General features: G+C 52.6%; 18 protein-coding genes, 1 tRNA gene and 1 pseudogene. 18 read left to right on the forward strand and 2 right to left on the reverse strand.

Annotated elements, in window-relative coordinates; all coding sequences use genetic code 11:
- From bioC to SD69_RS00755, 15 genes are all read left to right on the forward strand, one after another.
- Entirely contained in the window at positions 1-1,581 is a 1,581-nt protein-coding gene (gene bioC / locus SD69_RS18305) for a malonyl-ACP O-methyltransferase BioC (protein ID WP_084591444.1), read from the forward strand.
- Positions 1,578-2,255, forward strand: coding sequence for a dethiobiotin synthase (gene bioD / locus SD69_RS00685; RefSeq protein ID WP_041521668.1), 678 nt, complete (start codon positions 1,578-1,580; stop codon positions 2,253-2,255). The genes bioC and bioD overlap by 4 nt, the downstream gene beginning before the upstream one ends.
- A gap of 188 nt (positions 2,256-2,443) precedes the next feature.
- Positions 2,444-2,680, forward strand: coding sequence for a hypothetical protein (locus SD69_RS00690; RefSeq protein WP_041521669.1), 237 nt, complete (start codon positions 2,444-2,446; stop codon positions 2,678-2,680).
- 11 nt (positions 2,681-2,691) lie between these two features.
- Entirely contained in the window at positions 2,692-3,441 is a 750-nt protein-coding gene (locus SD69_RS00695) for a putative metalloprotease CJM1_0395 family protein (protein WP_052480775.1), read from the forward strand.
- A gap of 100 nt (positions 3,442-3,541) precedes the next feature.
- Positions 3,542-3,721, forward strand: a complete 180-nt coding sequence (locus tag SD69_RS00700; protein WP_041521670.1) for a DUF3094 family protein — start codon at positions 3,542-3,544, stop codon at positions 3,719-3,721.
- A gap of 178 nt (positions 3,722-3,899) precedes the next feature.
- Positions 3,900-3,976: transfer RNA gene (locus SD69_RS00705), tRNA-Met, on the forward strand.
- A gap of 474 nt (positions 3,977-4,450) precedes the next feature.
- Positions 4,451-4,906 (forward strand): ribosome maturation factor RimP, encoded by a 456-nt coding sequence (rimP, locus tag SD69_RS00710; RefSeq protein ID WP_041521671.1) that lies wholly within the window; start codon positions 4,451-4,453, stop codon positions 4,904-4,906.
- A gap of 42 nt (positions 4,907-4,948) precedes the next feature.
- The gene (gene nusA / locus SD69_RS00715) at positions 4,949-6,430 is read left to right on the forward strand and encodes a transcription termination factor NusA (RefSeq protein WP_041521672.1); all 1,482 of its coding nucleotides are present in this window, start codon (positions 4,949-4,951) and stop codon (positions 6,428-6,430) included.
- A gap of 54 nt (positions 6,431-6,484) precedes the next feature.
- Positions 6,485-9,190 (forward strand): translation initiation factor IF-2, encoded by a 2,706-nt coding sequence (infB, locus tag SD69_RS00720; protein ID WP_041521673.1) that lies wholly within the window; start codon positions 6,485-6,487, stop codon positions 9,188-9,190.
- Positions 9,191-9,345: 155 nt separating this feature from the next.
- The gene (gene rbfA / locus SD69_RS00725; protein WP_041521674.1) at positions 9,346-9,729 is read left to right on the forward strand and encodes a 30S ribosome-binding factor RbfA; all 384 of its coding nucleotides are present in this window, start codon (positions 9,346-9,348) and stop codon (positions 9,727-9,729) included.
- A complete protein-coding gene (truB, locus tag SD69_RS00730; RefSeq protein WP_041521675.1) occupies positions 9,729-10,676 on the forward strand; it encodes a tRNA pseudouridine(55) synthase TruB in 948 nt (315 codons plus the stop codon). Before rbfA ends, truB begins: the two co-directional genes overlap by 1 nt.
- A 164-nt stretch (positions 10,677-10,840) precedes the next feature.
- Positions 10,841-11,110 carry a 30S ribosomal protein S15 gene (gene rpsO, locus SD69_RS00735; RefSeq protein WP_041521676.1) on the forward strand — a complete coding sequence of 90 codons (270 nt, stop codon included), beginning with the start codon at positions 10,841-10,843 and terminating at the stop codon, positions 11,108-11,110.
- 263 nt (positions 11,111-11,373) lie between these two features.
- On the forward strand, positions 11,374-13,521 hold the full coding sequence (pnp, locus tag SD69_RS00740) for a polyribonucleotide nucleotidyltransferase (protein WP_041521677.1): 2,148 nt from the start codon (positions 11,374-11,376) through the stop codon (positions 13,519-13,521).
- Between the two features lie 480 nt (positions 13,522-14,001).
- Entirely contained in the window at positions 14,002-15,348 is a 1,347-nt protein-coding gene (locus SD69_RS00750) for a sugar MFS transporter (protein ID WP_041521679.1), read from the forward strand.
- 419 nt (positions 15,349-15,767) lie between these two features.
- Positions 15,768-17,732 carry a PKD domain-containing protein gene (locus SD69_RS00755; RefSeq protein WP_157471585.1) on the forward strand — a complete coding sequence of 655 codons (1,965 nt, stop codon included), beginning with the start codon at positions 15,768-15,770 and terminating at the stop codon, positions 17,730-17,732.
- 445 nt (positions 17,733-18,177) lie between these two features.
- Here the strand turns inward: SD69_RS00755 and SD69_RS00760 are convergent, their stop codons facing one another.
- Complete coding sequence (locus SD69_RS00760; protein WP_041521681.1) at positions 18,178-19,218, reverse strand: IS110 family RNA-guided transposase; 1,041 nt, start codon at positions 19,216-19,218, stop codon at positions 18,178-18,180.
- Between the two features lie 133 nt (positions 19,219-19,351).
- Between SD69_RS00760 and SD69_RS00765 the strand changes: the two genes are divergently transcribed.
- The 3 genes from SD69_RS00765 (at position 19,352) to SD69_RS00775 (ending at position 21,839) form a co-directional block, all read left to right on the forward strand.
- On the forward strand, positions 19,352-20,206 hold the full coding sequence (locus SD69_RS00765; RefSeq protein WP_041521682.1) for an REP-associated tyrosine transposase: 855 nt from the start codon (positions 19,352-19,354) through the stop codon (positions 20,204-20,206).
- Between the two features lie 77 nt (positions 20,207-20,283).
- Positions 20,284-20,802 (forward strand): hypothetical protein, encoded by a 519-nt coding sequence (locus SD69_RS00770; RefSeq protein ID WP_041521683.1) that lies wholly within the window; start codon positions 20,284-20,286, stop codon positions 20,800-20,802.
- A 485-nt stretch (positions 20,803-21,287) separates the two neighbouring features.
- Positions 21,288-21,839, forward strand: coding sequence for a hypothetical protein (locus SD69_RS00775; protein ID WP_157471586.1), 552 nt, complete (start codon positions 21,288-21,290; stop codon positions 21,837-21,839).
- Between the two features lie 58 nt (positions 21,840-21,897).
- On the opposite strand, the pseudogene SD69_RS00780 reads toward SD69_RS00775, so the two are convergent.
- Positions 21,898-22,485, reverse strand: a pseudogene (locus SD69_RS00780) (ThuA domain-containing protein); the annotation flags it as partial.
- Between the last annotated feature and the right edge of the window lie 118 nt (positions 22,486-22,603).

Genomic DNA, 22,603 nt, shown 5'->3' on the forward strand with positions numbered 1-22,603 from the left:
ATGCCCCTTCATATTCAATGTTTGCCATCGGCCGCGAATCACCCGGAGCCTATCGTGTTACTGCACGGTTGGGGTTTTGATTCGCGCGCTATGACGCCGTTAGCTGAGGCGTTAACCACCGTAGCCGAGGTGTGGTTATTGGATGTGCCGGGCTTTGGTGAGTCTGACGCACCTCGCGAGTGGCGGGGGGTGCACGTGCTAGAGCAGCTTGCCGAGGCGCTGCCTGAGCGCTGTCAGTTGGTGGGCTGGTCGTTGGGTGGAATGTTAGCCACGCAGTTTGCGCAATACTATCCCGCGCGGGTGAGTCGTTTAGTCACCCTTGCGAGCAACGCCTGCTTTGTGGCTCAACCCGAGTGGCCGCAAGCCATGGCTCCGGCGGTTAACACGCAATTTAACGCCGCCTTTAGCGATCAGCCTGCCGCCGCCGCGCGACGCTTTGCCGGGCTGGTAGCGAGCGGTAGCCCCGCCGAGCGCGAGCGTTTAAAGCAGTTGCGTCAGTGGTTGCCCGCTCAAGGTGTTATAGCGGCTAGCAAAAACAATTGGTGTGCCGCGCTCGACTATTTAGCGACAAGTGACAATCGCGCCGCGTTGCAGCAATTACAGATTCCCGTATTGCATTTACTGGCCGAACACGACGCTCTGGTGCCGGCGGCCGTTGCTCCGCCGCTGGCAACACTTAACCCGGCTCATCAAGTCAGCGTGATCGCAAGCGCCAGCCACGGCATGCATCTAGATCAGCCACAGGCGGTTACACAGGCAATTTGCGATTTTTTTAAGGCGGGCAATGCGCCGCTTAACCGCCTCGATAAGCAACAAGTCGCCCGCTCGTTTAGCCGCGCCGCCGCTACCTATGAATCGGCCGCCCGCTTGCAGCGCGCGGTTGGTGAGCAACTGTTGAGTGCGATTAACCAGCCCGCAGCGCGGGTACTTGATCTGGGCTCTGGCACCGGATTGTTTGGCGCCGGGTTGCGCCGTGCCACAAGCGCGGATCATCACTGGGCGCTGGATTTGGCCGAGGGCATGCTGCGCTATAGCCGCGAGCACCACCCGGAGCCGACCGCCTGGCTGTGCGCCGATGCCGAGGCGCTGCCGCTGGCGGCCGAGAGTGTCGATTTGGTGTTCTCAAGCTTGGCTATTCAGTGGTGCGAAAACTTACCGGCACTATTTGCCGAGCTGTACCGGGCGCTAGCACCCGGTGGCCAGCTGTATATTGCTACGTTGGGCCCTGGCACTCTGGCCGAGTTACAAAGCGCTTGGCGGGCGGTCGATGCGTACGTGCATGTCAATAATTTTGTGCCGGCCGCGCACTTGGTGCAGGCGGCGCGGGCGGCAGGCTTAAGCGAGGTGTGCCAAAGTGTGTACACCGAAACCCTGTTTAGCGCTAATGTGCGCGAGCTAACCCGCGAGCTAAAAGGCTTAGGTGCACACAATGTGAACCGTGGCCGGCCCCAAGGGCTTACCGGCCGCCGGCAACTGCAATTGTTGGAGGCCGCCTACGAGCAATTCCGGGAGCCCCGTGGGCTGCCCGCCAGTTATGAGGTGGTGTATCTAGCCGCACGCAAGCCGGAGCTGAGTTCATGAAGCACTTTTTTGTCACAGGCACCGACACGGATGTGGGCAAAACCCAAATCGCCAGTGCGTTGTTGTGCAAAGCGCGGCAGACGGGTTTAACGACGGCGGCGGTAAAGCCTGTGGCTGCTGGTTGCGAGCACGATGGTGAGCGCTTACTTAACGATGATGCCTTGCAGTTGCAGGCGCAGTGCTATCCGCCGCTGGAGTATCAAGTGGTTAATCCGGTCGCGTTTGCGGCGCCTATTGCCCCGCACATTGCTGCGGCCGAGCAGTGCGCCGAGTTGAGTGTGACGCAGCTGGCGCCACGGTGTGAGCAGGTGTTGGCGGCGGGCGCTGAGTTTGCATTGATCGAGGGTGCTGGGGGGTGGCGCGTGCCATTAAGCGGCGCTGAGACACTGGCCGATTTAGCCCGCGCCCTGCAGTTGCCGGTTATTTTGGTGGTGGGGGTGCGTTTGGGGTGTATTAATCACGCGCTGCTCACCGCCGAGGCGATTGCCCGCGATGGCCTGCCCTTAGCTGGGTGGGTGGCGAATATCATCGACCCGCATACCAGCAGGCTGAAGGCCAATATCGCCACGCTAACGGAGCGCTTGGGTGCGCCTTGCTTGGGGGTGGTGCCTTTTTTGGCAAGCCCCACCCCCGAGTCGGTGGCCGCGCATCTTGATTTGGCGCCTCTGGGTTAACGACGGGCCTGCCTTAGCTACCCTGTAGTTTTAGCTATAACCTTGAGATTTTTAGCCCTAACCAATCTTACCAGCCCCGGTTTTGTGGCAGATTTTGGCTGTTTATTGTACGCCGATGACGCTAAAATAAGCCTGTATAGAAGCCGGCTTGGCTTCTCGCCCGTAAGTGGAAGGTGACAGGGGGTATCGTGGATATCGGATCAGTGGTTAATCAAAGTTTAATCGGCATGCAAAGCTCCCGTGCCGAGATGACGCAATCGGCCCAGCAGATTGCTCAGGCGGGTGCTTCTCGCGCTAGCCAGCCGGCCGATGTTGTCACGCCGCTGGTTAACATGCAGCAACAGCAGCAAGTGTTTGACAGCTCCGCCCGGGTGCTGGAGGTGGCCGATCAGGCCATTGGCTCGCTGTTAGATGTAAAAGCTTAGGTTGTCTTGCCGTGCTAAACACGCTGCCCTCCAGTTTTGCCAGCGCCGTAACCCCGTACGCCCCGTTAGGGCGGGCGGCTGTTGGCTTGGAGAGTGTCGAATTAAAGGCCTCGAGCTTTAAACCGCTAGAAGAGGGTGCTAAGCCCGGCCGCAGCGAAAACCGTCGCTCCCCTGAAGATCAGCCCAACCAAACCGAAGAGCAAGAGCGCACCCGCGCCGATGCCGAAGCCAAAGCTCAACAAAAAGCCGCCGAGGCGCAGCAGTTGAGCGAGCGCCAGCAGCAGATCTCTGAGCTGGCCGCGCGCGATCGTGCAGTGCGTGCCCACGAGCGCGCTCACGCCGCCGTGGGCGGGCAGTACGCCGGTGCCCCCAGCTACCAGCTGACGCGCGGCCCCGATGGCGTTAGCTACGCGGTGGCGGGTGAGGTGCGTATTGATACCGCCAAAGTGCCCGGTGACCCGCAAGCCAGCTTAGATAAAGCCTTGCAGGTAAAGGCGGCGGCGAACGCACCGGCCGAGCCCTCGGCGCAAGATCGGCGGGTGGCCGCCGAGGCATCCCGCATGGCCGCCGACGCGCGTGCCGAGCTGGCGATGCTGGTTCGTGAGGAGCAGGTGCAACAGCAGCAAGAGCTCAAGGCGCAGTCCCAGTCTGGTGGCGACAGCGCGAAAAAGGACGATGCTGTTGGCCTAGATTCCGCTGCCGCGTCTTTTTACTCGCCCGCTGTTGTCCGGCCATACCCGCCGCTGGATTTGCGCACCTGAGCAGAATCTTCTTTCTATGTCATGTTCGAGGCATTGCACGGTTGGCGCTGCGACAGAGGCTTGTTATTCTCTGGCAGGATAACAATAGGAGAGTGGAGCTATGCCGAGTAAGTTGTCGCCCGAAGATCAGGCGCGGGTCGATCGGGTTATTAATCGCGGCACCTACCGTACTGAGCGCGGGCCGTTTCGGATTAAAACGCTTTTTTTTGGATTAATTTTATTATTAACGGTGATGAGTGTGCTCAGTTACGCCATCGCCTGGTATCACGGGGTGGTCTAGTGAGCGGCCACGCCAGCGTATTGTTCGCGTCTGTTGTTTGCACAATAGGCAATTTGCTCTGTAACTGAGCTAACTATCGGTTATTTAAAAGTATTTTGTAATCGGGCTTGACCGATGCCTAAGTGCTCCCTATAATGCGCCACCTCGGTTCAGGGAATACCCAGAAACGAGTTGATGATGCGGGGTGGAGCAGCCTGGTAGCTCGTCGGGCTCATAACCCGAAGGTCGTTGGTTCGAATCCAGCCCCCGCTACCAAATTACAGTTTGGCGTTGTTTTAGGTAGGATGTTTGTCCTGTTAAAAGGCCGTTAAACTTGAGTGAGTACTTGTTAAGTATTCAGTCGGCGCACCGTTATGACGTGCGCAGGCAGCTTGCCGGGGCTGCTGGAAATACAGATTATTGGTTAGGTTTATCAGCTTTGAGATAAGCGCCCAATAATCATTGCGCGAAGTGTGCGCAATTCTAAAAGCCCCTGTTTGGGGCTTTTTTGTACCTAAAAATCAGTGGCGTGCCACTGCCACTTTTTCGGTGGTGTAGATGTCAAGGTGGGCCTAGGGCCCATTTTTTGTTTCTGGGCTAAGTGCTCTCGGCGGTTGTTGCCGGTGTTGTTGGCCCGATTAGTCTGCATCTCCCGACTTGCGGGTTGGCCCGCTGCCATTTGGGCGTCGTAGTTTGCACGCCTTGTTCATTTAAATCGTTTTGCGCAATCAGTTTTATCGGGGGCAGTGTATGGCGTCGAAAGAAGAGCAGTTGTTTGCGATGTTTGCTCCCGTGGTTGCCGCGTTGGAGTGCGAACTTTGGGGTGTCGAGTATATGACCGGCACACCTACAAAAGTGCTGCGAGTCTACATCGATAAAGAAGGCGGTGTGGCGCTGGAAGACTGTGAAAAAGTCAGTCGTCAAATCAGCAGTTTAATGGATGTTGAGGACCCGATTGCGGGTGAGTACAACCTGGAGGTTTCTTCGCCGGGTATGGATCGTCCGCTTTACACGCTTGAGCAATTTCAGCGTTATATCGGTGAAGTGATTGCGGTTCGTTTGCGTGTGCCCTTTGATGGGCGGCGTAAATTTAAAGGAAAAATGATCGGCATCGAAGATGAGGATGTCGTGGTGGTAGTGGATAATGAAGAGTATCTGCTGCCGGTAGACTCGATTGAAAAAGCGAATATTGTCCCCCAGTTCTAATCAGACGGTTTGATTAGCCCAGGAGTTGAACGAGGCAAACTCATGAACAAAGAAATTTTGCTTGTCGCCGACGCGGTATCTAACGAGAAAGGCGTAGAAAAGGATGTAATTTTTGAGGCGATCGAAAGCGCGTTGGCTATGGCCACTAAAAAGCGCTTTGATGAGGACTCAACGATTGAGGTGAATATCGACCGTGCCACTGGGGACTACGAAACCTACCGTAGCTGGGAAGTGGTTGCCGATGATGTGCTGGCTGAATTGGGTACTCAATTAACCACGCAAGAAGCGGCCGAGGCCGACCCCGAGCTGCAAGTGGGTGATACTCACCGTGAAAAAATCGAGAACGTTGAGTTTGGTCGCATTGCCGCGCAAATTGCCAAACAAGTGATCGTGCAAAAAGTTCGTGAAGCCGAGCGCGCACAAATGGTCGATGAGTATCGCGACCGTGTCGGCGAGCTGGTAAGCGGCACCGTTAAAAAAGTAACCCGCGATAGCATTATTGTCGATTTGGGCAATAACGCCGAGGCCTTGTTGCCCCGCGATCAGTTGGTGGGTCGTGAGATCTTCCGCATGGGCGATCGGGTTCGCGCTTTGCTGCAAGATGTGCGCTCTGAAGCGCGCGGGCCGCAACTGTTTTTGAGCCGCTCGTGCTCGGAGATGCTGGTTGAGCTGTTTAAAATCGAAGTACCCGAAATTTCGGAAGGCATTATCGAAATGAAAGGCGCCGCACGCGACCCTGGCCTTCGCGCCAAGATTGCCGTTAACACCAACGATGGTCGTATCGACCCGGTGGGTGCTTGCGTTGGTATGCGTGGTTCGCGCGTACAAGCGGTATCGAACGAGCTTGGCAATGAGCGTGTTGATATTGTGTTGTGGGACGACAACCCGGCGCAGTTTGTGATTAACGCCATGTCACCGGCCGAGATTGAGTCTATTGTTGTTGACGAGGATGCCAACTCAATGGACGTGGCCGTTGCCGAAGAAAACTTAGCAATGGCCATTGGCCGCGGCGGTCAGAATGTGCGTTTGGCGTGCGAGCTGACCCAGTGGAACATCAACGTGATGAGCGTTGCCGAGTGGGAAGAAAAACAACAAGCCGAAACGGGCGGATACATTCAAGTGTTTATGAACGCGCTGGATGTGGATGAAAATGTGGCTGAGGTGCTGGTAGAAGAAGGCTTTACCACCATCGAAGAGGTCGCCTACGTACCGCTGGAAGAAATCGCCTCGATTGAAGGCTTTGATGAAGACGTAGCCGAAGAGCTGCGCGCACGCGCTAAAGATGCGCTGCTGACTCAAGCACTGGCATCGGAAGAGCAACTCGAAGGGGCTGCCCCGGCCGATGATCTGCTGAATATGGAAGGTATGGATAAAGAGCTGGCTGTCGTACTGGCCAGCCGCGGCATCGTTACCATGGAAGATCTCGCCGAGCAGGCGATCGATGATCTTCTGGGTATAGAAGGMTTAGACGAAGAACGTGCTGCGGCCTTAATTATGAAAGCCCGAGAGCCCTGGTTTGCCTAAGCGCCAGTAGCAATGAATGGTGTTGTGGGCAATATACGAAACTGAGGATATGTAATGGCAGAAGTAAAAGTTAGCGAACTCGCCAAATCAGTGGGTACTCCCGTTGAGCGACTGCTGAAGCAAATGCAGGAAGCCGGGCTGAAGCATACCGCTGAGGATGCATTGGTCTCTGATGAAGAAAAACAGCAGTTGCTGGCCTATTTAAAGACCAGCCACGGCGAATCGGCGTCAGAAGAGCCGAGCAAAATTACTCTCAAGCGTAAAACCACCACAACCCTAAAGACGGGCAGTGGCAGTGGGCGTAAGACGGTAAATGTTGAGGTGCGTAAAAAGCGTACCTACGTTAAGCGCAAMCCCGCCGACTTGCTAGAAGACGAGCAGGCCGAAGAGGTGGTAGACGCGCCGGTAGAGGCACCGGAAGCGGTTGTCGAGCCCGAGCCCGTGGTGGCTGCGCCAGAGCCGGAAGTGGTGCCTGAGCCTGAGCCGGAACCTGCTCCAGAGCCTGAGCCCGAGCCCGAGCCAGAAGTTGCACCGGCTCCCGAGCCGCCTAAGCGCAGTTCGTTTGTCGATGATATTGAAGAAAAGCGTCTGGCTGCGCTCGAACGTCGCCGCGCCGAAGAGGCCGCGCGCGAAGCACAGTTGCGGGCAATAGAAGATGCTAAGGCCGCCGAGAAGGCCGCCGCGGAAGTTAAGCCTGCGGCCGCCAAGCCTGCGGCTAAGCCCAGTGCTCCGGAGGCCCCTGAGCCCCCGGGTGCGGGTAAGCCTGACACTAAGCATGGCCGTAAAAAGAATGAGCGCCGTGGCAACTTTGAAGACGACGACGCTCCTCGCGCCAAGCGCGCCGGTAAAGCTGGTAAGAAAGGCATGGGACCGAAAAAGTCATCCAAAGCCGATCTGTACGAGCTGGCCGATGATGATGTCGATCAGGCGTTTATGGCACGCCGTAAAGCCGGACGTGCGGCACATAAAGCGTCCAACAAACACGGCTTTAAGAGGCCCACGCAAAAAATGACTCATCAGGTAGAAGTACCCGAAACCATCATTGTGTCTGACCTTGCTCAGCGCATGAATGTTAAAGCGGGCGACGTGATCAAGCAGCTGATGAAGCTAGGTGTCATGGCCACCATCAACCAGCCGCTGGATCAAGAAACAGCCCAGTTGGTCGTTGAAGAAATGGGCCACAGCGCTAAGCTTGTGAGCGAAAACGATATCGAGATCCACCTGGAAGAAAAAATTAAGGTGGAAGGCGAAGAGGTGCCGCGCGCGCCGGTGGTTACCGTTATGGGTCACGTAGACCACGGTAAAACCTCGCTGCTCGATTACATTCGTAAAGCTAAAGTTGCCTCGGGCGAAGCCGGTGGTATTACTCAGCATATCGGCGCTTACCGGGTGCAAACTAGCCAGGGTGAAATCGCCTTTTTGGATACCCCCGGGCACGCCGCATTTACCGCCATGCGGGCCCGCGGTGCACAGTGTACCGATGTGGTGATTTTGGTTGTCGCCGCCGACGATGGTGTTATGCCACAAACCGAAGAAGCGATTAATCACGCACAAGCCGCTGGTGTGCCACTGGTTGTTGCGATCAACAAGTGCGACAAAGAGAGTGCCGATCCAGACCGCGTTAAAAACGAGTTGGTGGCTAAAGGTGTTGTGCCGGAAGACTGGGGTGGTGACACGCAGTTTATCCAAGTGTCTGCGCACACCGGTGCCGGTATCGATGAATTGTTAGAGGCGATTTCGCTGCAGGCTGAGCTGTTAGAGCTTAAAGCCGTTGTCGATGCTCCTGCGCGTGGTGTGGTAGTTGAGTCGCGGGTTGATAAGGGCCGCGGTGTGGTCGCGACCTTACTGGTTCAGCAAGGCACCTTGAAGCACGGTGACTTAGTCTTGGCCGGCCAAAGCTATGGCCGTGTCCGCGCTGCCACCAACGAGCTGGGTCAGCAAGTCAAAGAAATCGGGCCATCATCTCCGGTGGAGATTCTTGGTTTGGATGCTGCGCCAAGTGCCGGTGACGACTTTGTGGTACTGGACGACGAGCGCAAAGCGCGCGAAGTGGCCGAGTTCCGCGCCGAGAAAGAGCGCTCCGATCGCATGCAGCGTCAGCAAGCTGCCAAACTTGAAAACATGTTTGCCGGTATGGACGGCGGCGAGAAGAAAGTCTTGCCAGTGGTTGTTAAAACCGATGTGCGCGGCTCGCTTGAAGCCATTTTGGCCTCACTTGCCGATATCGGTAACGAGGAAGTCGAAGTGCAGGTGGTCTCGTCCGGCGTGGGTGGTATTACCGATAGCGACATCAACCTGGCGCTAACGGCCAATGCCATTGTACTGGGCTTTAATGTTCGTGCTGGCAGCGCTACGCGTCGTATGGCCGAGCAAGAGAGTGTCGAGATTCGCTACTACAGCATTATTTACCAATTGCTGGATGAAGTGAAAAGCGCGCTGTCTGGCATGCTCGACCCAGAGCGTGTGGAAGAGATCATTGGTATTGCCGATGTGCGCGAAGTGTTTAGCTCGCCTAAGTTTGGTCAGGTGGCCGGCTGTATGGTGACTGAGGGCACTGTGTACCGCAACAAACCCATCCGTGTACTGCGCGACAACGTGGTGATCTTTGAGGGCGAGTTGGAATCTCTGCGCCGCTTTAAAGACGACGTTAACGAAGTACGTAACGGTATGGAGTGTGGTATCGGCGTTAAGAACTACGACGTTAAAGTGGGCGATCAGATCGAAGTCTTTGACGTTAAGGAAGTAGCCCGCGAGCTGTAAACCGCGCGGATTACTTTGCCCCGCTTGAGGTAACGGCGGGGCTTCAAGGGCGCCTGAGTAAATGCAGGCGCCCTTCATCGTTTTAAGGTGACTCACGTTTTTAGCGATTTACGTTTATTAAGCGTAACTGTCGCACCCATTGAGCAGGTATACCCATGCCTAGAGAATTTACCCGTTCCGACCGCGTCGGAGATGCGATTCAGCGTTATCTGGCGAATATGATTCAGCAAGAAATTCGCGACCCCCGTGTGGGGATGGTCAATATTAACGATGTGAAAGTCACGCGTGATATGGCCTACGCCAAAGTCTACGTTACCCTGGTGGGCGCCGACGAAGAGGCAAGCCTGGCCAGCGTAGGTGTGCTGAATAAAGCCGCGGGCTTTTTGCGTACTATGTTGGCCAAAGAGCTCAACATGCGCACCGTGCCGCGCTTGCAGTTTTACTACGATCACACCTCGGTACGTGGTCAGGAGTTGTCCTCGCTGATTGATCGCGCCGTGGCGGCCGATAAAGCTAAGTCGGGTGATGAGGACGAATAATGGCGCGTCGACGTAAAGGCCGCGCCATTGATGGCGTATTGCTGCTGGATAAACCGCTAGGGCTTAGCTCCAACCACGCCCTGCAGCGCGCCAAGCGCTTGTTTTTTGCCGCCAAAGCCGGCCACACCGGTAGCCTCGACCCGCTGGCCACCGGTGTATTGCCCGTGTGCTTTGGCGAGGCCACCAAGTTTAGCCAGTTTTTATTAGATGCCGATAAGCGCTACCGCGCCACTTTTGTGTTGGGTGAGAAGACCGCTACCGGCGACGCCGAGGGCGAGCTGCTGGAGGCCTTAAGCGCCGCGGCCGTAACGGAGCCTGCGGTACTAAAAGCTATGCAGGCGCTGACCGGCGAGATTGATCAGATCCCGCCTATGTACTCGGCCCTAAAGCAAAACGGCCAGCCGCTGTACAAGCTGGCCCGCCAGGGTATCGAGGTCGAGCGCGAGGCTCGCCACGTCACCATTTATGAGTTTGACCTACTGGCGTTTCGCGCCGGTGAGCGGGCCGAAGTCGAGGTGGATGTGCTGTGCAGTAAAGGCACCTACATACGCTCTCTGGCCGAGGATTTAGGTGAGGCTCTCGGCTGTGGTGGTCACGTTAGCGCTTTGCGCCGCACGGCCACAGGACCGTTTGACGAAAGCCAGTGCGTGAGTATCGACGAGCTGAACGACGAGCGCGGCGACGGTTTGGCCGAGCTGCTCGATCATCACCTACTGCCCACGGATACCCCGGTGGCGAGTTTGGCCGCCATCACACTACCAGAATCCAGCGCCTATTATTTCCGTTTGGGGAACCCGGTAATGGACTCGCAGGTCTACCGCACAGGCCAAGAAGGTGATATGGTGCGTGTCTTTTGTGAAAGTGGCCAATTTTTAGGCGTTGGCACCCTCGATGAGGGCCGTGTCGCCCCCAAACGTTTGGTCGCAAACACCGCCACCGCCAGTTAAGCGGGCGCGGTGATAAACCCCCAATTTGCCGTTTTGGCGGTAAATCTCCGGCCTTTGGGTCGGGGGCAATAGTTGCCAGTCTCGCACTGGTAAATGACTTTGGCCTACCTGTAAATATGCACGGGTATGGCTGTAAATCATGCATATTAAATGAGGATATGATTATGGCACTAAGTGCTGCTGAGAAGTCTGAGATTGTAAAAGAGTATCAACAAGCTGAAGGTGATACTGGTTCTCCTGAAGTACAAGTTGCGCTGTTGACCCACAACATCAACAAGCTGCAAGGTCACTTCGCAGGCCACAAACAAGATCACCACTCCCGTCGCGGTTTGATCCGCATGGTAAACCAGCGTCGTAAGCTGCTGGACTACCTCAAGGGTAAAGATMCCAGCCGTTACGCTGCACTGATTCAAAAACTGGGTCTGCGTCGCTAATTGCACAGTGCCCGCTTATGCGGGCACTTTTTTGTTGTACATCATTTGGGCGTCTCTATTAATTCAGGGTTGCCTCTGACGCTCGGGGCGCGGCCTAAACCGCAAAGCGTACCCCGCTGAGTGAGCTACACTTGTGCCCGAGTGCATGAGTGTTGGGGGAGCAACGACCGCAGGCGTGGTCGAGGGACACCCCTGAATTAATAGAGGCCCATGTTTGACCGACAAGCTGCGTAGAGCAAGCAAACGCAAAAAAGGATAGAAGAGTGAATCCGATTATTAAGAAATTCCAGTATGGTGATCAAACCGTAACCTTGGAAACCGGGCGCGTAGCGCGTCAGGCCACAGGTGCGGTAATGGTGACTATGGGCGAAACCACAGTCTTGGTGACTGTTGTGGGCGCCAAAGAAGCAAAAGCAGATCAGCCGTTCTTCCCGCTGTCTGTTCACTACATTGAGAAGGCGTACGCCGCCGGTAAGATCCCTGGCGGGTTCTTTAAGCGCGAAGGCCGTCCTACCGAAAAAGAAACTCTGACTTCACGTCTGATCGACCGCCCCATTCGTCCGCTGTTTCCTAACGGCTTTATGAATGAAGTGCAGGTAGTTTGTACCGTTATGTCGACCTGCAAAACCACCGACCCGGATATTGCCGCTATGATCGGCACCTCGGCGGCTCTGGCAGTATCAGGCATCCCGTTTAGCGGCCCCATTGGTGCGGCGCGTGTGGGCTACACCACCGACGGCGGTTATCTGTTAAACCCTAACTACGAAGCCCAGAGCACCTCTGAGCTGGACATGGTGGTAGCGGGTACCAAAGACGCCGTATTGATGGTGGAATCAGAAGCCAACGAGCTGCCTGAAGACATCATGCTGGGCGCCGTATTGTACGCTCACCAAGAGATGCAAGCTGTGGTTCAGGCGTGTGCCGAGCTCGCTCGCGACGCTGGCAAGCCAACCTGGGAGTGGGCGCCTGCGCCAGAGAAGACCGATTTAGTGGGCGCGCTGGAGCGCGACTTTGCTGAGTCTATCGGCGTTGCCTATCGCATTACCGATAAAGCCAAGCGTTACGACCGCTTGGGCGAGCTGCGCAACCAAGCCGTTGCCGAGCTGGCTAAAGAAGGTTCTGAGTACAGCGAAGACGACGTTAAAAAAGTCTTTGCCAAAGTCGAGAAATCCATTGTTCGCAGCCGCATTGTGGCCGGCGAACCACGTATTGATGGCCGTGACGCCAAAACCGTACGCGCTATTGATGTTGAAGTGGGCGTACTGGGTAAAGCACACGGCTCGGCCCTGTTCACCCGCGGTGAAACTCAGGCGCTGGTGGTAGCAACGTTGGGCAACGCCCGCGATGCACAAATCATCGATGCACTGGAAGGCGAGCGTAAAGACCCCTTCATGCTGCACTACAACTTCCCGCCTTACTCAGTGGGCGAAGCCGGCCGTATGGGTGGCACTGGCCGCCGCGAAATCGGTCACGGCCGTTTGGCCCGTCGCGGTATAGCCGCGGTACTGCCAGAGCTGGAGTCTTTCCCTTACACCCTGCGTGTGGTGAGCGAGATTACCGAATCTAACGGTTCTAGCTCGATGGCCTCTGTGTGTGGCTCGTCGCTGGCACTGATGGATGCCGGTGTACCGCTTAAAGCACCGGTTGCCGGTATCGCTATGGGGCTGGTTAAAGACGACGAAAACTTCGCCGTATTAACCGACATCCTGGGTGACGAAGACCACCTGGGCGACATGGACTTTAAAGTGGCCGGTACTTCTAGCGGTATCACTGCGCTGCAAATGGACATCAAAATCGAAGGCATCACCGAGCAGATCATGGAGATCGCACTTGAGCAGGCTCTGCACGCTCGTTTGCACATCCTCGATGAGATGAACAAAGTGATCTCGGTATCGCGCGACACCGTTAGTGATAACGCCCCGCGCTTTGAAACCATTAAGGTTAATCCAGACAAAATCCGCGACATCATCGGTAAAGGCGGCGCCACTATCCGCTCGATCACCGAAGAGACCGGCGCGTCTGTGGATATCGACGACGATGGCACCGTTAAAATCTACGCCACCGACAACGAAGCGTTGCAAGCGGCTCTGAACAAGATCGAAGGCATTACTGCCGAAGCCGAGATTGGCGCTACCTACGAAGGTACCGTGGTTCGCATCGTCGACTTTGGTGCGTTTGTTAACTTCTTGCCGGGTAAAGATGGTTTGGTACACATCTCGCAGATCGCTGAAGAGCGTGTAAACGCTGTAAGCGATTACCTGAAAGAAGGCCAGGTGGTTAAAGTTAAGTGTCTGGACGTGGATCAGCGCGGCCGTATCAAGCTGTCCATTAAAGAGGCTATCGCCGACCAGAAAGCTGAGTCGGGCGACGCGGCCCCAGCCGCTGCTGAAGAGAACTCTGAAGAGAGTTAATCCTGCAGTAGCTTTGGCTAAAAAAACCGCCTTCGGGCGGTTTTTTTATGTCTGCTTTTTATGTTGTGACCGGGGAGGGCTTTGGCCGCTTTAGGGTGGTTTTGTCTCCGATCCAGGCTTGTGAGCCAAAATTGCCCCATACCGAGGGTTGGTCAGAAAGGTTTGACAACGTTGTCTTTAGCGGATATTGTCTTGTAGTAACCAGGCGATCAAGATTGTTGGGTTACGAGGTGGCGCATGGATGCGCTGCCTTGAGCCAGAGGTTCATGCGAGCCCTTAAAGACAAGGTTTTCCGCGTGAACCCGCCCGTTTTTAAGGGCGACAAGTAAATAGATCAGGACGATTTGTTTGCTTGCCAAATTAAAATAGTGAGATAAATAGTCACTATACTGAAAGGCGGTACAACCGCACCTACATAACTATTACAACGAGATCTCCCGGCGCTTAGGGCGGCGGCTACTGGAATGTATAGGTAACCTTATGAGCAACGAAACTGCCGCTGCACCCAATGCAGCGCCTCAGGCGAGTAACAGCGTGATCGTCCCCATGGCGATTATCGCCGGTCTGTTTTTTATCTTTGGTTTTGTCACCTGGCTAAACGGCGCATTGATTCCGTTTTTGCAAACGATCTGTGACTTAACCGCGTTTGAGGCCATGTTGGTTGCCTCGGCGTTTTATGCCGCTTACACCGTCATGGCCATGCCAATGGCCTACATTATTGAGCGCACCGGTTATAAAAACGGTATGGCGATTGGTTTGTTTATTGTCGCCGTTGGTGCACTGATTTTTATCCCCGCCGCTTATGGTCGCCATTTTAGCGTGTTCTTGCTGGCGCAGTTTGTGGTGGGTACCGGCTTGACGATTCTGCAAACCGCCTCCAACCCCTACGTGGTTAAGCTCGGCCCGCCAGAGTCGGCCGCGGTGCGTATTTGCGTTATGGGCTTGCTCAACAAAGGCGCGGGTGTAGTTGCACCTATCGTGTTCTCGGCACTGGTGTTGTCGGGCATTACCGGCGTATCTGACGTAGAGCTGGCGGCACTGTCGGAAGCCGCGCGCGATATAAAATTAAACGAGTTGGCCGCGCAGCTGGTGTCACCGTATGTGGGTATGGCCATTGTCCTGGCCGTGCTCGGTGTGGCGATGTTGTTTGCTCCCATCCCTGATATTGAAGACGAAGTGCTTGAGGGCCAGGAAGAGGGTGATATTCGCTTATCCGGTGTATTTAAATTTCCCCACTTAGTGTTAGGTGCGTTGGCCTTGTTCTTCTACGTCGGTGTAGAGGTAATTGCCGGTGACGCCATCGGCTTGCTTGGTAAGCAGGCGGGCCTTAGTAGCTCTGTGAGCTCTATGCTCACCTCCTACACTATGATCTTTATGGTTATCGGCTACTTGGCCGGCGTGGTGACCATCCCGCGTTATATCAGTCAGCAAACCGCACTGATGTTCTCCGCTATTTTGGGTATTATTTTTACCGTGTGTGTAATGACGGGCTCGCTGCAAAGCACGGTTATGTCCGCGGCAACCTTAAGCCTATTTGGTATGCCTGAAATCCCCAACGCCGTTTACTTCGTAGCGTTACTGGGCTTTGCCAACGCCATGTGCTGGCCCGCCATTTGGCCACTGTCGCTACAAGGTTTAGGCAAATACACCAGTAAAGGTGCGGCGCTACTCATTATGGGTATTGCCGGTGGTGCCGTGCTGCCGCCGATTTACGGACACTTTGCCGATACCGGCGATGGTCAGCTGGCCTACGTAGTGTCGATCCCGGCTTATTTGTACATTCTGTTTTACGCGATTAAAGGTCATAAGATGACCAGCTGGAAATAGATTTCACGGAATAAAATTGACTTTAACCCGGCGTATGCCGGGTTTTTTTTGTCGAGTTACACTGCTTGCATCGAAAGCGGTCGCCAGTACAACATGTGTCTTCAGCTAAAGCACAGCCGTTCGTGTAGAGATTGAGCAGTGATACGTTGTGTGTTAATCTCGCACGCAATTGGAAATAATAAGTGATATCAATAGGGATTGTTCTGCGACACCGCTGTATTTCTCCACTTTTTAAGCTTTTAGCCAGAGTTGTTTATAGCTCAGGCCTAATGTTGTCTGGTTTTTGATGATGTAGGTCTACCATTTAAGCTTAGTCTGCCCCTTTTGGTTTTACATTCTGATTGCCTCAAATAATATTGTTCGTTTGCACGTACTCTATGGTGTGCCTTGCTGAGTACAATAAAATGGAGTTTACCTTTATGTCTTTACCAGATTTTATAAAACACTTGTCCCGGGCTAGCATTCGGCTGATCGCGCTCGCCAGTATAGTAAGCTTTACTGCTTGTGGCGGTGGCGGTGGCGGTGGCGGTGCGAGCTCCGTGCCTACAGCGACCAGCTCTTCTTCCAGCAGCGTAGAGAGTGTTCAGGGGCTATCACTTGATGCTGGGCCGGATCGGACGGTCGAAGAAGGTGAGGTGGTCTCTATAGATGTACAAATTAATGACCCAAACAACGACATTGTCAACCGTGAAACAAGCCGCATTGAAGGTCCGTCAGTTTCGTTGCAAATATTAGATTTTAACGATATGCGGTATCAGTTTGTAGCTCCTGATACCGGCGTTAATACAACGGTCCAACTGACCTACCGGTTTACTGTTGAGGACAGCCAAGGTAATACCGCAGAGGATACTATTACCTATACGGTTAATCGTGTGAATCAGGGGCCTAGCGTAGAAGCCGGTGCAGCATTTGAGGTAAAGGCAGGAGAATCGACCAGTCTGTTGGGCTCAGCTAGCGATAATGACGGCGAGATTGTGAGTCATTTATGGGAGCAGACCTCGGGCGATATCAGTGTTGAATTGCTCGATAGTGAAAGCTCCGAGGCGAGTTTCGTTGCGCCAGAGACTGATGCAGCTATCGACATTGAATTCACCTTGAGCGCCACCGATAACGACGGCGAGATCGGCCGTGATACGGTGATAGTTACTCTGTTGCCACAGAACCTACCGGATGTCGCGATACATTTCCCTGGTGAAGTCTCCTATTTTGAGGGTGGTCAGCTACCCGTGTTTGGTAAGGCGAGCGCAATCGAAGGCGCAAGTATTAGCACGATTACTATTACCACAGATGTAGACTCTTACAACGCGACAGTTGAAGCCGATGGCAGCTGGCGTGTGAACGAAGTTGTCATACCAGATAGTGTAGGTCAAACGAGTATTACCGTTACCGCAGGGGACAGTGAAGGTCGTTCAACGAGCGTGATGGCCACTGTATACCAAGAGGAAGTCGATATCGGAGACGGTGAAGCATGGACCCGAGCGATTGCCGTTAGTGTTGATAGTGAAGCTAAAGTTGCTTGGGTTTTGACCGGCGGAAACTATCAACGTGATCTTAAATTAATTCCCGTTGACTTGAGCACTGGAGATCGGGGACCGTCAATTACCGATTTCACCGACGAAGCGCAGGGCATCACGGCATCGGAGCTTGCCTTAAATGACATGATTTACGATCGGGACAACCGACGCTTTATTATATCGAGTAGCCCTGCGGCCGAGTCACTTAGCCCTTTGATTCTTAGCGTGGATGAACAGACTGGGATGCGTGCTGTTGTTTCGGGTGATGGTGTTGGTAGTGGTGAAGATTTTGTGCACCCTGTGAGCTTAACGCTGGATACTGCTGGCCGATTGTATGTTGCTGAAAATGGAGGTGACAGGGTTGTTCGTGTGAATGTTAACTCTGGCGAACGCCGTACCTATGTCGACAGAGATTCATCTGACGAAACAATTGTTCATCCGATCCAAGTTGCCTGGGACGTTGCGCACAATAAGCTCCTGGTTATTCCTAATTTTAACTGGAGAAATCACCTAGTATCGGTCTCTCAGATAGCCACAATGTTGTCGAGCTCTATTGTTTCAGCTGTTGACCCAAGTAATGGTCCATCGATTAGTGATGACAGCAAAGGCTTGGCAGTCGATGGGGATCTTGAACGTGCGTATATTCTTAATGATTTTCCGGATGACGTCCTGTCGGTCAATTTGAATACAGGCATGCGATCACTTTTAGATATTGACTTTCCGCTGCGAGGCGACCCTACAGATATAGATGTTGATAGTGATACCGGCATTATTTATGTAGGTGCTAGCGGAATTACAGGCTATGCTTTTTACGCTGTTGATCCAGTGTCAGAAACAACGATAATTAAAAGCTATTACAAACGCTTTTAATTAGGTTGGCTTGGGTGTTGCCGCATCGCGCGGCAATMCCCGCCTATTCAGCTATAATAACAAAATCAATGGGGTCAGAAAATCAATGGGATCAGAGTCGTTGATTTTTGAGAGTGGTTTGGTTATTTTAGATTTCTAAGGTTAGGACAATTGAGTTGTTCAAGGAGGAGAGATCATTGGGGTCATATACGGTCCGCCCCGTATTGCAAGATAAAATGTCTCGTAATCGTAAAAAGGTTGCTTCCATATATCCGGCCTTTGGATGAGRTTATTTAAACCTCTGGCCCTGATGGAATTCGCGCCTATCTGTCTCATCAAGTCTTCGGCTTCTAATGAGCCCGAGACCCCAGCAGACTTACTGATAGACAGGTATTACCTTTTTTGCCATCACTTGAACTGTATCTACGCAACTCGTTGATAACAGCTTGCTGTTAAATTCTTTGCACTATGCTGCGCTGGCCTGATAYGTAGATTTCTTGCTAAGTAATGCCCAGGCCACTCGTGCATTTTTGTTGGCGACCGCAACGGCTGATATGTTTTTGCCTCGCCGCCCTTCTAGCTGCGTCACCCATGTACTACGCTTATCTTSATGCTTGTTTGCCACTCTAACCACTGTGCGTCCGCCGTGTATGAGCAGCGTTCGTAAATAAGTGTCTSCGCGCTTACTAATACCTAGTAACGTGGGCTTGCCTCCAGTGGAGTGCTGCCGAGGCACTAACCCCAGCCAGGCCGCTAATTCCCGACCATTTTTAAAGACGCTAMTGTCGCCGATGGATGCCACCATCGCCGTTGCGCTAAGCAGCCCCACACCCGGAATACCCAAAAGACGTTGGCAGTCTTCATTCTGGACACAGAGCGATTCAAGCTTGATTTCTAGGGTTTTAATCCGCGCATCCAGATGAACCATTTCATCGTAGAGATTGGCCAGAAGCTCTCGAAACATAACGGTTAATTCATTATCGGCATCTTCTAGTATCAGCGRTATCGACTTTCTAACGTAAGCAATCCCCTGCGGAATGATAAGGCCGTACTCCATCAGTAAGCCGCGGATCTGGTTGGCTTGCGCGGTTCGTCGAGCAACAGCTTGGCTCCTGATGCGGTGCAAGCTTTGGATGTCTTGCTGCTCAAGACTTTTCGCAGGCACAAAACGCATCGACGGCCTCTGCACCGCCTCACATATTGCTTCGGCATCGGCAGCATCATTTTTATTGGACTTCACATAAGGCTTTACAAATTGTGGGGCAATCATATGCACAGTGTGGCCGAATTTCTCAAATACCCGAACCCAGTGGTTTGCGCCACCACAGGCCTCTATGCCAATGGTGCAAGCTGGGAGTTGAGCGATAAAGCTGTAAAGATCTTTCCTGGATAACCTCTTTTTCAATACAGTTTTTCCACCGGTATCCACGCCGTGAAGCTGGAAGCTTTGCTTTGYCAGGTCAATGCCTAACRCCGCCACGTCATTTTTTAGGGTATGATTACTCATGGTCTGCTCCACTCTTTTTGATGTCTGTTCGCACACACATCATGGCTCATTCGAAGCCGTATTGGGAGTGGGGCGGACCATTCCATTAAGTCTTGAATTGTGARTTTCGTTATTGRCGTCTAAGCTTGCTTCTATGGCTAGACCACTACGTATAGAATTTGCCGGTGCGCTTTACCATGTCACCTCTCGGGGCGACGGTAGAGAAGACATCTATCTGGATGATAAGGATAGGGAGGTCTGGCTGGGCGTGTTGGCTGAGACTTGTAATCGTTACAATTGGGTGTGCCATGCCTACTGCCTGATGACCAACCATTATCATATTCTGATRGAAACCCCTGAATCCAAYTTATCCTTAGGTATGCGCCAATTAAACGGTGTTTACACGCAGCGTTTTAATCGGCAGCATTCTCGCATCGGGCATGTATTTCAGGGGCGCTATAAGGCGATTCTGGTGGATAAGGAATCCTACTTGCKGGAGCTGGCGCGTTATATCGTTTTAAACCCTGTTCGAGCGAGAATGGTCCGAAAAGCTCAGCAATGGCGCTGGAGTAGTTATCGAGCAACGGCTGGATTCGAGCAGGTAGAACCTTGGTTAAAWGTCGATTGGTTKCTGAGCAGTTTTGCTCGTCGACGAAAAGCCGCTTGTGAGCGCTATCAGCGCTTTGTGGAAGAAGGAAAAGGGCAGCCATCACCGTGGGAAAGTTTAAAGAATCAGGTGTTTCTAGGGAGTGAAGCATTTGTTGAGCAGATGCAAACTTTATTGGATTCCGATAAAAGCTTAGATGAGGTGCCAAGCAGTCAAAGGCGTCCATTGGCAAAACCACTCAGTGACTATGAAAGATCAAGCGAATCACGCAATGGAGCGATAGTGGCCGCCTGGYTTTCGGGTGGATATAAAATGAAAGAAATAGCTGAGTACTTTGGGTTACATTACTCTTCTGTGAGTAAAATAATAAAAGTCTACGAGGATTCACAATTCAAGACCTGACCCTATGTTCTCGGACACTTCATCTATCTGGGATATAGTCGATAAAAGATCTAAGGAGCAAAGAGAGGGGGCAAATCATGATTGATTTTGTTGCGTGGATATATGAATGGATGGCATTTATTCTCTTGGCTATCTTTCTCCCTTGGGTCATTTGTGCCTTAATGACGATTTATTCTCTTTTTAGAAAAAGCCCCAAAAAAGTCGTAGCTAGATATGCTTTTTCTTGTATGGGAATAATCATTTTTATAGGAATATTTTCTGTAGTATTAAATAATATCGCTAGAATAGCGGTAGTAAGAGAAGTGGAAAGAATTTCCTCAGGGAATGGGTTCCAAGCGTTAGTTAAAGATCTTGTTTATAGGAGTCCCTATGATATGGTAGCTTCTTTTTCAGAAGACCGCTTGCGAGTTAAGAAAAGTGGATCGAGACCTAAAGAGAAAATACATATTAGTATGCAATCTAGTGAAGGGGAAATAAAATTTATTTTTTTTCGAGATTCCAGAGATAAGGATGTGTATTGGGTTTGGTATACAGGTTATAAAGGACCTCATAATGGTAATTTCTATTTGAAAACTGATCTGTTGAACGATTTCTAAATACTAATATCGCAAGGGAAGATAGGGGTCTGTAGTGGTCAAGTAAATTTGGCCACAGTTTAGGAGGCTGCCCAGTACAACTGCTCGGCTGCATTTGGGCTCGCTCCATTGTTGTTTCTGTGTGGTCTTATCTGGCTGTAGTAGCCAGTGATGTATTCAGGGAGCAACGGGGTCAGGCCTTACATTTGACATTTCGAAGACGACTACTACGTTTTAGGTAGTCTGATCTTTGGAGTTGTCCTTTATGGCTCGCCCTCTTCGCTTCTTTCTGAGCTCCTTTTTTCTATCCCTATTGAATATCACTAACCTCTAAGTTATTCTCTCTTTTGGCGCTAGCCGAAGTTCTAAAGAATGGATGCGAGAATAACTTTCAGGATGAAACCTACCTTTTTACACATCAGTATTTCTTCCCTCTGTTTGATTTTATTCTGTGTGAATAATTCGCGCGGTACTGGTGTGTACCTAAGAAAAATATGGAGAACAAAATGCATATGAATGCTAAGTTAATGACAGCGCTTATGGCCCTTGCACTTTCTGCGTGCGGTGGAGGCGGAGGTAGTTCCTCTGGTGGGTCCACTTCGAGCGTTGCTTCTACTGCTCAGTCCAGCTCATCGAGTGTTACTAGTTCTGAATCTACAGAATTCAATGAGATTATGGGGCTGTACGATGCTTCATCTGGAGTAGATAACAACTATTATTACATCGATTCCAGCGGCACCTTGACGGCGTACAATTATTTAGGTGATGGCGCAGACGCGGGCGATAATTGCTACCGCGAGGCTGTAGAGGATGATGTGAACGCCGATATTACGGGATCTAGCTTAAATGCAGAGTCGTCCGGTGATTACTCGATTGATATTGGTGGTAATACCGTCACTTTAGAAATGACGGGTGATGAAATTACCCGAATTTCGGCGGGTGGTATCTCGGCAGGGGGTAGCATGGCGTTGACACTCGGCGGTGTTTCTTTTCGCTTGACGCCGGATAGAGCAACTGACTTGTCGATTGATGACATTACCAGCATGATGTGCGAATAAGGTTTTCGGTTACAGCGATAAAAAAGTCCGCTTAAACAGCGGGCTTTTTTATGTGCAATTATTTTTTCCGCAATCCTTTTCCTGTTGCGGCCCAGTACACGCCGCCGTAGATATGCTCCAGAAACATTTTATCTTGGTAGGTTGAGGGCATGTGGCCGAGGCCGGTGTAGAAAGCGCGGCCGCCGTCGTATTCGTGGTACCAGGCAATTGGGTGAAAGCCCATGCCTTTACCGGCCACCTGGCCCCAATCGGCGACGGGGTCGTAGGTGTTTTCGTCTACGGCGAGAATGTAATTTAGGCTGTCGATGCGCTCGGCGCCAAACTCGTAGTATTCGTCGGTCCAAAGGAAGCGGTCGGGCATGCGCTCAAGGCCTGGGAATTTACGATCCAGAACTTCCACTTCGGCGGTTTGAATGGCCGGATGAATGTGGAAGGTGCGGCCCACCATTTTGGTGTACCAGTCCCAGTCGTATTCGGTATCGGAGGCTGAGTGGATACCGACAAAGCCTTTGCCAGATTGAATAAAACGCTCCATGGCGGCTTGCTGGTCATCGTTAAGAATATCGGCGGTGGTGTTTAAGAAGACGATGACGTCGTAGTTTTTCAGACGGTCGTCGGCAAACACGTCGGACATTTCCTGCCAGTCGAGCTTAAAGTGATAGGATCATTGGGGTCATATATGGTCCGCCCCGTATTGCAAGATAAAATGTCTCGTAATCGTAAAAAGGTTGCTTCCATATATCCGGCCTTTGGATGAGGTTATT

It is taken from the genome of Gilvimarinus agarilyticus, assembly GCF_000832015.1.
Lineage (GTDB): Bacteria > Pseudomonadota > Gammaproteobacteria > Pseudomonadales > Cellvibrionaceae > Gilvimarinus > Gilvimarinus agarilyticus.